This is a genomic window from Micromonospora sp. CPCC 206171, from assembly GCF_036906755.1.
Taxonomy (GTDB): Bacteria; Actinomycetota; Actinomycetes; order Mycobacteriales; family Micromonosporaceae; genus Micromonospora; species Micromonospora purpureochromogenes.
Window position 1 is genome coordinate 38487 of the sequence record NZ_JBAKHT010000017.1, and the last position, 12008, is coordinate 50494.

Genomic DNA, 12008 nt, shown 5'->3' on the forward strand with positions numbered 1-12008 from the left:
CCGTACCTCCTCCGTCGCCGGTCAGCGGCCCGCCGGCTGCTGCTCGGCGGGTGGCTGCCCGAAGACATTCTGGTCGATCCAGTCGGCGCCGCCCTGCACGACGTCGCCGATCTCGTCCTTGACCAGGTCGGAGCCGGGCACCGACAGGCCGCTGACCAGGGCGGTGCCGCCCCACACCGCCCCGTGCACGACCGAGTTCGGCACGTTCCAGGGCAGGTTGGTGGCCCAGTTCTGGGCGATCATCCGACCGCCGTCGGCCAGGCCGTGCGCGCGCAGGGCGCCGGCCCGCTCCAGCATCCCCATGTCGAACGGCGACCCGGACTTGCCGAGCTTGAAGGTGCCCTGCGCCGGGTCGGTGATCTTGTGGAACCACTTGTCGGCCTTGCCGGCGGCGCGCCGCTTGTCGATCGCCTTCTGCCCCATCCGCAGCGCCTTCTGCTTGTCCACCAGCTTGTCCAGGTGGTTGCGCAGCTTGCGCAGGTAGAGCATGACCCGCTGGAGCAGCCGGATGACCTTCTGCAGGTGGGTGGCGAGCGGACGGATGATCTTCAGCGACCGGGTCAGGACGATCATGCCGCGGGTCACGGTGACCCCCAGGCCGGCCGCCCAGGACGCCCCGGCGGTGAACGGCGCCATGAGCAGGGCGGTCACCAGGGTGACCAGCATCCAGTTGACGAACTCGACGCAGAGGTCGACCAGCACCTCGTGCACGATCTGCAGGGCCTCGGCGACCCCGCGCAGGTACTCGGCGGTGGCGGTGAACTGCCCCGCCACGTCCAGCAGCTGCTGCTCGACCTCGGCGAGGCGCTTGCCGTACGCCTCGCCCGCCGGCGACCGCCAGCCCGGCTGCTCGGCCTCGCGGACGCCGCGGTGGCTCAGCGCCAGCTCCCGCACCTGAGCGGCGAGGGCGTCCCAGTCACCGGCCCGGGCACGCAGCGCCTCCGGCTCGCCGTCGACCATGTCGACCAGCTGGATGAGCGGCCAGGCCAGGGTGCGGCAGACGCTGTCGACCACGTCCTCCACCCCGGACAGCGCGTTGTCGATGCCGTTCCAGAGCTGGACGGCGCTGCCGGCGGGTCCGCTCACCGGCCCATCCCCTCGCGCATCGCCCGGAAGCCGGAGTCGATGTCCTGCTCGTTGCGCTCGTACGACTCGGCGGTGGACCCCAGCGCCGCCCCGACGCGGGTGAACGCGTCCTGACCGGCCCGGAACAGCGTGGTGCCGTCGGCGACCTGCTCGGCGTACTTGGCGCGCAGCATGTCGCTGGCGAACGGCAGGTGACCGAAGGCGCCGTCGGGCAGGTCACCCGCGGCCACCACCCGGCTCTCCAGCGCGCCCAGCGCGTTGGCCACTCCGGTGGCGGCCGCCTCCAGCCGTTTCACGGCCGTCACGTCCACTTCGATGTCAGCTGCCATCGCCGTTCCTCCCCCGCATCCGACGCGCGTCGAAGATACGATTCCTCGGCCTCCGGCCGCCACCCCGGCCCAAGGAGGAACCAAGGGAGAGGAAGCCCGCATGACTGATCCGCTGTCCGGTCTGGACGCGCTCGCCGGCCGGCTCGCCGACATCGAACGCCGCTTCGCCGGGCTGCACGCCGGCCTCGACGACGTCGACGGCACCGCCACCGACGACACGGGCCTGGTGTCGGCCACCGTGGACGCCACCGGCGGGCTCACCGACCTGACCGTCGAGCCGGGGGCGCTGCGGGCCGGCACCGCCGACCTGGCGAGGATGGTGCTGGAGGCGTACCGGCGGGCCCGCGCGGCGGCGACCGCCCAGCTCGACGAGCGCACCGAGGGTCTCGACGCGACGCTCGGGGCGGGCCTGACCGAGCTGTTCGGCAAGCCGGGCGACTTCGCGGCGTTGGGCCGCCTGGAGGAGGCCGTCGCCCGACTCGGCGCCCTGGACGCCCGGCTGCCGAGGCCGCCGGCGTGACCGCGACCGGCTGGCCGGAGATCGTGGCCCGGCTGCACCGCACGCTCGTCGCCTGCGACCGGGACACCGACGTGGAACTCAGCGCCGGGTCGCGCCGGCTCCGGCTGTCCGTGCGCCGCGACAGCGTCGAGGGCCACTGCCCCGGGTACGCGGGGCAGCGGCTGGCCGAGCTGGGCTGGCAGCCCGGCGACGGCGGCGACTGGTGGTACGCCACCCCGCGTACCGCCGAGGGCCTGCACTGGTGGAGCGGCTTCGCCGCCCGGACCGCCGCCGTCGCGCTGACCGCCGACCCGGCGGCGCTCTCCTGCCGGGTGCTCCCGCTCGACGGCGGGGCGGAACCGCCGACGGCAACCGGTGCCGAGGTGACCGGCGCAGCCGGGTCCGGTGTCGGCGCGCCCGTACCGGCCGGCGTCGGCGTCGCCGTGCCGGTCGGGGCCGGCGCCGGGGTCGACGCGACGGCCGCCGACGTCGCCTCCCCGGGGGCCACGGTCGCGGACGGCGGCGGGGCGCGCCCGGCCGAGCCGGAGCCGGCCGAACTGCTCGCCCGGGCGGCGGCCGCGCACGACCTGCCCCGCTACCTGGGGGTGCTCGCGGCCGGCCCGGTCTGCGTACCGCTCGCCGGAGACCCGTCGCCCGACCGGGACTTTCCGTGGACGGTCGTCCTCGGGGCGGACCGCGCACCGCTGCTGCCGGTCTTCACCTCGGCGGACGCGCTGGCCGCGTTCGCCGGGGTGGGGGTGCCGTTCGTCGCGCTGTCCGCCGCCGACCTGCTGGCGGACTGGCCGGAGCCGGGCTGGGGCCTCGCCGTCGACCCGGGTGCCGCCCACGGCCTGACGCTGACCGCCTCGGCGCTGGCCGCGCTGCTGGCCGCGAACGACCTGACCGCTTCGCAGGGCTCCCTCGCCCCGGCCACCGTCGAGCGACCGGGCAGCACGGGCCGCTGAGGGAGCGTATCCGCCGCACGTGGGACCGGCCGGCTCGGCGCGGTCGCACAGCTGTCGGGAGCGGGCGGGCCCGGTCGCGAGGCTAACGGGACAGGTACGCCTTGATGCTGGTCGGGACGCGTCCCGCCGCATCCGCCACGGCGGCCCGCGCCTCCCTGGTCACCGGCACCACGGTGGTGTGCTTGGGCGGCAGGAGGATCAGGCCGCCGATCGGCACTACCCGCTCGGCCTGCTGCCGCTGGCCGGCCGCCGGATCGGCGGGCGGGTCGGACCAGATGATGTACACCAGCCGGACGGTCATCTGCTCGCTGTCGTCGTTGCGTACCGACACGGCGGTGAACCGGCTGTTGCGGTCGAGTACCCGGCCGTCGTCGGCCACCGGGGTCACCACCGGCTGGACGTCGACGGCGGGGGCGTCCACCGGCTCCGCGGTGCGCACCGAGACGGCCACGTCCTCGGCCGCCCGGGCTCCGGCACCCGTGAAGGTCAGCACGTCGCTGCTGGTGCCCGGCGGGACGACCAGCCGCCCCCGGTCGCTGCCGTAGACCGAGGCGACCCGCACGCTGGGCAGCGTGCGCCCGGCGGCGTCCAGCGCGGTGAACTCCAGCGTCGGCGCGAGCACCTGAGTGCCCTCGTTGACGATCGTGAGCACCTGGTTCATGTACCCGTCCCCGGAAGTCGGGGCGAACTCGAACCGCAGCGCGGCACCGGGGCGGGACCGGACGACGAGACCACAGCCGGCGAGCAGCAGCGTGGCCACCAGCCCGGCGACGGCTCGCGCGAACAGCGGAGTGGCGCGGCCAGGGCGGGGTCGGGTCACGATCATGGTGAGCGGCACCGGCGCATGGTACGGCGGGGCGCGGCGGGGCGGCTCAGCTACCCCGGAGCCGGACCGGCGCGCCGCGGCGGTCGCCCTGCGCCCGTCCGTCACAACCGCTTGACCATCTGCACCGAGGTGATCTCGTAGCCCATCTGCTCGTAGAGGGCGCGGGCGCCTAAGTTGTGGCCGAACACGTTCAGCCCGATCGACACCACGCCGAGCTCGCGGCAGAGCTGCTCCGCGGCCCGCATCATCGCCCGGCCGTGGCCGCGCCGGCGCAGGTCGGCGCGTACCTCGAAGTCGTAGCCGAAGGCGTGCAGGCCGTCCGAGCGTGGCTCGAGGTGCAGCCAGAGCACGCCGACCTCGTCGTCACCGGCGTAGGCGGTGCACAACCGGTGGCCCTCGGTGCGCAGGCCGTCGGGGAGCAGCCGGGCGTAGTCCCGGCGCGCCTTCTCCCGCGCCTCGGCCGGCGGCAGCAGACCGCTGGCGGCGATGCTGTCGGCGTAGTCGACCTCCGCCCGCTCGCGGTAGCGCGCGTACCGCGCCTCGGTCATGGGTTCCAGCCGGATGGTCGTCACCACAACACGATAGGGGCGCGGCGGCGGGGACCGGCACCCCGGGGGACGCCGCACGCAGAGCGGCGGAAACCGGGCGAGCGGTGCCTGGCCGGGCGGTGGCGGTGCCGGGGGTGGCCGGCCAGCGGCGCGGGTCACGCGGGAGGGGGTGGCGGACGGCCTGCGGGCTGGGCAGCATAGGTCCATGGACTACGAATACGCGCCGCTGCGGCTGCCGCCGAACGTCGACCGGTTGACCGCCGCGGCGCAGCTGGCGATCCAGGCGGAGTTCTCCGGTTGGGAGTTGGCCCGGGTACGGCTGTTCCGGGACGGCACGCGGCAGGTCGTGCTGCGCCGTCGGCGGGTCAACCAGCCGCAGCCGGGTCTGTCCTACTGACGGCGGGCACGCCGCCCGGCGTACCCGGGTCGGCGGCCCACGCGCCCGGGGCCGGACCGCACGGTCGGGCCCCGGGGGCGTCGCGGCCCAGGGCCTAGTGGCTGTGCCCGGCGTGGTCGTGCTCGTCCTCGTCGAGGAACGGGTGCTCGTCGAGCCGCCCGACGAGACGGTCGTCGGCGGCCGGCTGGAACGGGCCCACCGGGTCGTCGTCGTCGAAGGACTCCAGGTCGACCGGGGTGCCCACCTCGCTGACCATCACCACGCCGTCGAGCGGTTCCAGCTCCGGCACGTCCAGCGCGCTCAGCGAGCCGTCCCCGCTCTGCAGCAGCTCCAGCACCGCCTCGCCGACCCCCTCGACGGGCGCCGGCTCGTCCTCCTCCGGGGTGCCCTCGCGGCGGGCCACCTCGGCGACCCGGATGAGCGCGGACACGCTCGGCACCCGGTAGTCGCGGCGCTGCCGCACCGAGATCACCGCCGGGTGCGGGTCGCTGGCCTCGACACCCTCGGCGCCGCCGAACCGCTCGTCGGCCTCGTCGGGGTCGATCGACTCGACGTCCCACGGCGTGACCTCGCCGAACGCGTCGAGCAACTGCTCGTCGTAGGCGTACGAGGCGTTGTTCAACGCCACGTACGCCTGCCAGACGCCGTCGTCGTCGATCCGGCCCTGGGCGGCGCGCACGGCCGTCAGGTGGGCCCGGGCGGCGTCGATCACGCGCTCCAGAGCAGCGTCCAGCTCACCGTGCTGGTCGGTCATGAGGGAGTCCCTTCGCGATGGGGAGGAAGCGGTCCGGCGACGGACCCGGTCAGCAGGTGCGCAGGAACCGGTCGAGGACCCGCACGCCGAACTGTAGTCCGTCCACCGGTACCCGCTCGTCGATGCCGTGGAACAGGGCCGAGAAGTTGAGGTCGGCCGGCAGTCGCAGCGGTGCGAACCCGAAGCAGCGGATGCCGAGCTGGGAGAACGCCTTGGCGTCGGTGCCGCCGGAGAGCATGTACGGCACCGGGCGGGCCCCCGGGTCCTCCGCGCGCAGCGCCGCCGACATCGCCTCGACCAGGTCACCGTCGAAGGTGGTCTCCAGGGCCGGCTGGCGCTGGATGTACTCGATGTCGATGTCCGGTCCGACCAGCTCGCGCAGCTGGCGCTCGAGCATCTCCGACTGCCCGGGCAGGCTGCGGCAGTCGATGGTGGCGGTGGCCCGGCCGGGGATGACGTTGTCCTTGTAGCCGGCGGCCAGCCGGGTCGGGTTGGCGGTGCTGCGGATGGTCGCCCCGATGATGTTGGCGATCGGGCCGAGCTTGGCGATCGCCGCCTCCGGGTCGTCCGGGTCCAGCTCGACGCCGAGCACGTCGGAGATCTCTTCGAGGAAGGCCCGCACGGTCGGGGTGACGGTGACCGGGAAGCGGTGCCGCCCGATCCGCGCGACCGCCTCGGCGAGCGCGGTGACCGCGTTGTCGTCGTGGATGAACGACCCGTGCCCGGGGCGGCCCCTGGCGTGCAGCCGCAGCCAGTCCAGCCCCTTCTCCGCCGTCTCGATCAGGTAGAGCCGGTTGGCGTCGTCGATATCGTAGGAGAAGCCGCCGACCTCGCCGATCGCCTCGGTGCAGCCGTCGAAGAGCTCCCGGTGCCGCTGCACCAGGAAGTGTGCGCCGTAGTCGCTGCCCGCCTCCTCGTCGGCGGTGTAGGCCAGCACGATGTCGCGCGGCGGGCGCACGCCGGTGCGCTGCCAGTGCCGCACCACGGCCAGCACCATCGCGTCGAAGTCCTTCATGTCGATCGCGCCCCGGCCCCACAGGTAGCCGTCGCGGATCTCCCCGGAGAACGGGTGCACCGACCACTCGTCGGCGTCGGCGGGCACCACGTCCAGGTGGCCGTGCACCAGCAGGGCGTCCCGGCCCGGGTCGGTGCCGGGGATCCGGGCGACCAGGTTGGCCCGCCCGGGCGCCGACTCGAGGAAATGCGACGCGACGCCGACCTCGGCGAGCTTGTCCGCGACGTACTCGGCGGCGAGCCGCTCCCCCGCGCTGGTGGCGTTGTCACCGGTGTTGGTGGTGTCGATACGCAGCAGGTCGCGGCAGAGTTCCACGACCTCGTCGGTGGGGTCGGGTCGGGCGGAGTCGGGGTCGCTCGTCATCGGCTCTTTCTACCAGTCGGGCGAGCCGTCGCGGCGGCCCGGCCGGCGCTCGCACGCGTCAGCGTCCGCGCGGCACCTGCGGGCCGCCCCCGTTTCGCGATCTTGCGGTGCGGGTACCGCCTCGGCGACCCCGCACCGCCCGTCGCGCCGGCCGTCCCCAGGCTCCGGCCGCCCGTCGAGGAGGGCCCCATGACCGTCCCGCTGCCGCCCCTGCCGCCCACCGCCGACGACGCCTACCGGCCCGGCGGGCGCAGCATGGCCGACATCGCCGACACCGAGCACCGGCAACTGCTCGGCCTGGCCGACCAGGTGACCGACCCGGGGCTGAGCCCTGAGCGGCGCCGAGAGGTGGCCGAGGTGCTGACCGCGGCGATCTCGCGGCACCTCTCCGCCGAGGAGCAGTACCTGCTGCCCGCCGCGCGGGCGGCGCTGCCCGGGAGCGCCGAGCGGGTCGACCGGGAACTGGCGGCCGACGCGGCGCTGCTGGCCGCGCTCAAGGCGCTCGGCGGGCCGGACGACCCGGCGCTGGCGGACGTCGCCGCGCGGGTCCGCCGGCACGTCGAGGCGGTCTCGGCGCTGATCACCCCGCTGCGCGAGGTGGCCACCGACGCGGAGCTGATCCGGCTGGGCAACCGGTGGGAGATCGCCGAGGAGGCGGCCCCCACCCGCCCGCACCCGGGTACGCCGGCCACCCCGCCGTGGAACCGGGTGGTCGAGCCGGCGCTGGGCGTGGTGGACAAGGTGCGCGACGCGGTCACCGGGCGGCGGACGTACCTGGCCGATCTCAAGCGGGACGCGCGCGACTGATCCATCGCCGGACGCCGATCCGCCCAGGCCCTTCCGCCGGCCCGTGCGGTGGTCCTACCGTCACGTTATGAATCTGGAGCTGCGACACCTGCGGGTCGTCTGCGCGATCGCCGAGACGGGGAGCGTGACCAAGGCCGCGTCCTCCCTGGGCCTGGCCCAGCCGGCCCTGACCGCGCAGCTCCAGCGCATCGAGCGCGCCCTCGGCGGGCCGCTGTTCGAACGCGACCGGCGCGGCGCCCGGCCCACCGCGCTGGGCGAGCTGGTGCTGGCCCGGGCCCGGGTGCTGCTGCCGGCGATGAAGGGGCTCCAGGACGAGGCGGCCCGGCTGGCCGGGGCGGACGACAGCCTGGGCCGGTACCGCTTCGGCGGGGTGAACAGCCCGATCCTCGGCCGGCTGGTGCACCGGCTGGTCGCCGAGCAGCCGCAGGCGCAGATCACCACGTACGCCTCCTGGTCGGCCGCGGAGCTGGCCGGGCTGGTGGCCGGCGGGCGGCTCGACTTCGCGCTCACCGGGGTCTGCGGCGACGCCACGGTGTCCCCGGAGTTCGGGCTCTGCTGGCGGGAGGTGGCGGTCGACCCGGTGCTGGTGCTGTTGCCGACCAGCCACCCGATGGCCGGCCGGGAGGAGATCGGCCTGGCCGAGCTGCGCCGCGAACAGTGGGTGGCCGCGCCGGGCGAGGGCTGTTTCGGCGACTGCTTCGCCGCCGCCTGCGCCCGGGCCGGCTTCACCCCCCGCAAGGTGTACGAGACCGACGTGCGCGGCTGCATGGACCTGGTCGACGCCGGCGAGGCGGTGGCGCTGTGCCAGGCGACCTTCCGCCCGGTCGACGGTCTGGTCACCCGCCGGCTGGCCGGCGTGCCGCTGCGCTGGCGGCTGCTGCTCGGCTGGCACCCCGAGTCGCCCGCCGCCCGGGTCGCCGAGGCGGTGCTGGAGACGGCGGTGGCGGCGTACACCGACTCGCTGGCGCCGCACCCCGACTACCTGGCCTGGCTGCTGCGCCACCCGGAGTTCGGGGCCCGGCCGGCCGGCGGGGTGCGAATCGCCTGACGGCGGGTACCTGGACCCCATGACCGATCGCTACCCCGACGTCGACGAGCGGGAACTGCTGCGGCAGGCGGCCGCCGCGCACTCCGCCGCCGTCCGGGACCTCGAGGCGTTCCTGCGCCGGCTGCCGGCGGTGCCCGATCCGGCCGACATCGCCGAGTACGCCAACCTGCTCACCCAGGAGGAACAGACCCGGGCCGAGCGGCAGGCCGCCGCCACCGCCGCCGGCCTGGAGCTGCCCAGCCTCGGCACCGAGCCGTAGCGCGAGCCGCCGCCCGTGCGGGTCAGCGTTCGACCAGGACGTCGTGGCCCAGGTCGAGCAGGGAGTGCCGCCACTCGTCGTCGGCGTTGCCGCCGCGTGGCTTCTCCGCGGTCAGCGCCCGGATCCGGTCGATCGCCTCCCGCATCACCTCGATGTCCTCCGGGGTCAGATCCACCTTGCGCTTGCTGAGCACCCGCAGGATCTGCCGGCCCGGCTGGGGCAGGTCCATGTCCGGGTTCGGGCCGAACGACTCCTCCCCCGAGCCCCGGGTCAGCAGCCACTGCCGCAACTGTTCGGAGGGGACGTTCACCTCGGCGTGGAAGTCGTCCCAGATCACCTCGACCTCGGGGTCGAGTCGCTGCTCGCGTGCCATCACGCCTCCTCTTCCGGTGGCCCGGACGGCGCCGGGCTCCCGTCGTCGGTCTGCTGCTTCAGGCCCTCCGGCGGCACCCGCACCCGGGCCGGGTTCGCCGTCGGCGGCGCGAGGATCGGTTCGGTGCGGTCGGTCTCCTCGTCGCTCTCCTCGGGTTCGGTCATCTCCGCCCTCCGGGTCATCGCGGATGGGACGTCGAGGCCGCGGTGTAGCCCCGCTCTCCCGCGGCCACGTCGAAGGCGAGCTGACCGTCGCGCGCGTCGACGGTGATCTTCTGCCCCGGCGAGAGCTGGTTCTCCAGCAGCATCCGGGACAGCCGGTTGTCGACCTCCCGCTGGATCACCCGGCGCAGCGGCCGGGCGCCGAACTCCGGCTGGTAGCCGTGCTCGGCGAGCCAGTCGACGCCGGCGGTGGTGAACTCGACCTCGACGTCCTGGGCGTGCAGCCGGCGGCGGGTATCCTCCAGCAGCAGCTCCGTGATCTGCCGCAGCTGCTGGGCCTCCAGCCGGCGGAAGATGATCGTCTCGTCGATCCGGTTGAGGAACTCCGGGCGGAAGGCCTCCTGGAGGCGGCGCATCAGCCGCTCGCGCAGCTCGTCGCTCTCCTGGGTGCCGCCGGGCGCGCCGGCCTCGAAGCCCACCGCGCGGGTGGTGCCGGTGATCAGCTCCGAGCCCAGGTTGCTCGTCATGATCAGGACGGTGTTCTTGAAGTTCACCGTCCGGCCCTGGCTGTCGGTGAGCCGGCCGTCGTCGAGCACCTGGAGCAGGATGTTGAACACGTCCGGGTGCGCCTTCTCGATCTCGTCGAGCAGTACCACCGCGTACGGGCGGCGGCGCACCGCCTCGGTGAGTTGGCCGGCCTCCTCGTACCCGACGTAGCCGGGGGGCGCCCCGACCAGCCGGGCGACGGTGTGCCGCTCCTGGAACTCGCTCATGTCGACCCGCACCATCCGGTCGGCCTCGCCGAAGAGCGCCTCGGCCAGGGCCCGGGCCAGCTCGGTCTTGCCGACGCCCGTGGGGCCCAGGAAGAGGAAGCTGCCCATCGGCCGGTTCGGGTCGGCCAGCCCGGTACGCGAGCGGCGGACCGCCTCGGCCACCGCGGTGACCGCGTCGTCCTGGCCGACGACCTTCTCGTGCAGCTGCCCCTCCAGTCGCAGCAACCGGTCCCGCTCCTCCTCGGTGAGCTGGCTGACCGGGATGCCGGTGGCGCGGGAGACCACCTCGGCGATCTCCTGCGGGCCGACCGCGGGGACCCGGCCGGCGCCCTCGTCGCCCCGGGCGCGGCGGATCTGCTCCTCGACCTCGGCGAGCCGGTCGCGCAGCGCGGAGGCCCGCTCGTACTGTTCGTCGGCGACCGCCTGTTCCTTGTCCCGGCGCACCTCGTCGAGCTGCTGCTCCAGCTCGCGCACGTCGGCGTCGGGGGTGCGGGTGCGCAGCCGGACCCGTGCGCCGGCCTGGTCGATCAGGTCGATCGCCTTGTCCGGCAGGAAACGGTCGGTGACGTACCGGTCGGCGAGTTCGGCGGCCGCGACCAGCGCCTCGTCGGTGAAGCGGACCTGGTGGTGCGCCTCGTACCGGTCGCGCAGGCCGCGCAGGATGGTGACGGTGTCCTCGACGCTGGGCTCGGGCACCAGGACCGGCTGGAAGCGGCGGGCCAGCGCGGCGTCCTTCTCGATGCTCTTGCGGTACTCGTCCAGCGTGGTCGCGCCGATCACCCGCAGCTCGCCGCGGGCCAGCGCCGGCTTGAGCATGTTGGACGCGTCCATGCCGCCCTCGCTGCCGGCGCCGCCCGCGCCGACCAGGGTGTGGATCTCGTCCAGGAAGATGATCAGCTCGTCCCGGTGCGCCCGGATCTCCTCGATGACCTTCTTCAACCGTTCCTCGAAGTCGCCGCGGTAGCGGGTGCCGGCGACCAGGCCGGCGAGGTCGAGCTGCACCACCCGCTTGCCGAGCAGGGTCTGCGGCACGTCGCCGTCGCAGATCCGCTCGGCCAGCCCCTCCACGATCGCGGTCTTGCCGACGCCGGCCTCGCCGATCAGCACCGGGTTGTTCTTGGTCCGCCGGGACAGGATCTCCACGGCCTGCTCGATCTCGTCGGCCCGCCCGATCACCGGGTCGATCTGGTCCATCCGGGCCAGCTCGGTGAGGTCCTGCCCGTACTGGTCGAGGGTCGGGGTGCCCCGGTCGGGCTTCGGCCCGCCCATCGGTCCGCGTTCCGCGCTGGCCGCCTGCAACGACTCGGGCTGGATCCGGCCGGCGGCCAGCATCCGGCCGGCGGGCGACTCCGGGTTGAGCGGCAGCGCCATCAGGATGTGCTCGGGGCCGATGTAGTTCGCCCCCATCGCCCGGGACAGCTGGTGGGCGTCGAGCAGCGCCCGCTTGGCGGCGGGGGTGAGCGACAGGTTCGGCGGCACCTCGCCCCCGGGCGCGCCGTCGCCGCGCCCGCCGAGGGCGTTGACCAGGGCGTCCGGGTCGGCGCCGGCCCGGCGTACCAGGTCGCGCAGCGGCTCGCGTTGCAGCGCCGCCCAGAGCAGGTGGTCGGTGTCCAGGTCGTTGCTGTGTTTCTGGGCGGCCCGGCGGGCCGCGTCGGCCAGCATCTCCCGGGCGTCGGCGGTCATCAGCCGGGTGATGTCGACCCGGTGGGCCGGTCGGCGTCCGCCCTCACCCCGGCCGAAGTACCGGGCCAGGAACTCGTCCCAGGGGTCGGAGCCGTAGTCACCGGGTCCCATCATCTCTGTCC

At 74.6% G+C, this 12008-nt stretch carries 15 protein-coding genes; 6 read left to right on the forward strand and 9 right to left on the reverse strand.

Annotated elements, in window-relative coordinates:
• Positions 1-21 precede the first annotated feature (21 nt).
• Positions 22-1086, reverse strand: a complete 1065-nt coding sequence (locus V6U89_RS19595) for a WXG100 family type VII secretion target (RefSeq protein WP_334572775.1) — start codon at positions 1084-1086, stop codon at positions 22-24.
• Complete coding sequence (locus V6U89_RS19600; protein ID WP_154937482.1) at positions 1083-1415, reverse strand: hypothetical protein; 333 nt, start codon at positions 1413-1415, stop codon at positions 1083-1085. Before V6U89_RS19600 ends, V6U89_RS19595 begins: the two co-directional genes overlap by 4 nt.
• Positions 1416-1515: 100 nt before the next feature.
• Here V6U89_RS19600 and V6U89_RS19605 point away from each other — a divergent pair, with 100 nt between their 5' ends.
• Both V6U89_RS19605 and V6U89_RS19610 read left to right on the forward strand, forming a co-directional pair.
• A complete protein-coding gene (locus tag V6U89_RS19605) occupies positions 1516-1935 on the forward strand; it encodes a YbaB/EbfC family nucleoid-associated protein (protein WP_334572776.1) in 420 nt (139 codons plus the stop codon).
• Positions 1932-2879, forward strand: coding sequence for an SseB family protein (locus V6U89_RS19610; RefSeq protein WP_334572777.1), 948 nt, complete (start codon positions 1932-1934; stop codon positions 2877-2879). Before V6U89_RS19605 ends, V6U89_RS19610 begins: the two co-directional genes overlap by 4 nt.
• Before the next feature lie 82 nt (positions 2880-2961).
• Here V6U89_RS19610 and V6U89_RS19615 read toward each other — a convergent pair whose 3' ends face one another.
• Together V6U89_RS19615 and V6U89_RS19620 are read right to left on the reverse strand one after the other, a co-directional pair.
• On the reverse strand, positions 2962-3717 hold the full coding sequence (locus tag V6U89_RS19615) for a hypothetical protein (protein ID WP_334572778.1): 756 nt from the start codon (positions 3715-3717) through the stop codon (positions 2962-2964).
• Positions 3718-3806: 89 nt separating this feature from the next.
• Positions 3807-4277, reverse strand: coding sequence for a GNAT family N-acetyltransferase (locus V6U89_RS19620; protein ID WP_334572779.1), 471 nt, complete (start codon positions 4275-4277; stop codon positions 3807-3809).
• A 181-nt stretch (positions 4278-4458) separates the two neighbouring features.
• Between V6U89_RS19620 and V6U89_RS19625 the strand changes: the two genes are divergently transcribed.
• Entirely contained in the window at positions 4459-4650 is a 192-nt protein-coding gene (locus V6U89_RS19625; RefSeq protein WP_053655860.1) for a DUF5703 family protein, read from the forward strand.
• 94 nt (positions 4651-4744) lie between these two features.
• Here V6U89_RS19625 and V6U89_RS19630 read toward each other — a convergent pair whose 3' ends face one another.
• Both V6U89_RS19630 and V6U89_RS19635 read right to left on the reverse strand, forming a co-directional pair.
• On the reverse strand, positions 4745-5404 hold the full coding sequence (locus V6U89_RS19630) for a hypothetical protein (protein ID WP_334572780.1): 660 nt from the start codon (positions 5402-5404) through the stop codon (positions 4745-4747).
• 49 nt (positions 5405-5453) lie between these two features.
• Complete coding sequence (locus V6U89_RS19635) at positions 5454-6782, reverse strand: M20/M25/M40 family metallo-hydrolase (protein WP_334572781.1); 1329 nt, start codon at positions 6780-6782, stop codon at positions 5454-5456.
• Positions 6783-6971: 189 nt separating this feature from the next.
• On the opposite strand from V6U89_RS19635, the gene V6U89_RS19640 reads away from it, so the two are divergent.
• The 3 genes from V6U89_RS19640 to V6U89_RS19650 all read left to right on the forward strand — a co-directional run bounded on the left by V6U89_RS19640 (position 6972) and on the right by V6U89_RS19650 (position 8896).
• Complete coding sequence (locus tag V6U89_RS19640; protein ID WP_334572782.1) at positions 6972-7589, forward strand: hemerythrin domain-containing protein; 618 nt, start codon at positions 6972-6974, stop codon at positions 7587-7589.
• Between the two features lie 67 nt (positions 7590-7656).
• Entirely contained in the window at positions 7657-8637 is a 981-nt protein-coding gene (locus V6U89_RS19645; RefSeq protein ID WP_334572783.1) for a LysR family transcriptional regulator, read from the forward strand.
• Between the two features lie 19 nt (positions 8638-8656).
• Positions 8657-8896 (forward strand): hypothetical protein, encoded by a 240-nt coding sequence (locus V6U89_RS19650; protein WP_334572784.1) that lies wholly within the window; start codon positions 8657-8659, stop codon positions 8894-8896.
• A gap of 22 nt (positions 8897-8918) precedes the next feature.
• On the opposite strand, the gene V6U89_RS19655 is transcribed toward V6U89_RS19650, so the two are convergent.
• The 3 genes from V6U89_RS19655 to V6U89_RS19665 are packed head-to-tail and all read right to left on the reverse strand — an operon-like array spanning position 8919 to position 12000.
• Positions 8919-9269 (reverse strand): DUF3140 domain-containing protein, encoded by a 351-nt coding sequence (locus V6U89_RS19655; protein WP_334572785.1) that lies wholly within the window; start codon positions 9267-9269, stop codon positions 8919-8921.
• Positions 9269-9433: a hypothetical protein gene (locus V6U89_RS19660; RefSeq protein ID WP_334572786.1), complete on the reverse strand. Its 165-nt coding sequence runs from the start codon at positions 9431-9433 to the stop codon at positions 9269-9271. The genes V6U89_RS19655 and V6U89_RS19660 overlap by 1 nt, the downstream gene beginning before the upstream one ends.
• A gap of 14 nt (positions 9434-9447) precedes the next feature.
• On the reverse strand, positions 9448-12000 hold the full coding sequence (locus tag V6U89_RS19665; RefSeq protein WP_334572787.1) for an ATP-dependent Clp protease ATP-binding subunit: 2553 nt from the start codon (positions 11998-12000) through the stop codon (positions 9448-9450).
• Between the last annotated feature and the right edge of the window lie 8 nt (positions 12001-12008).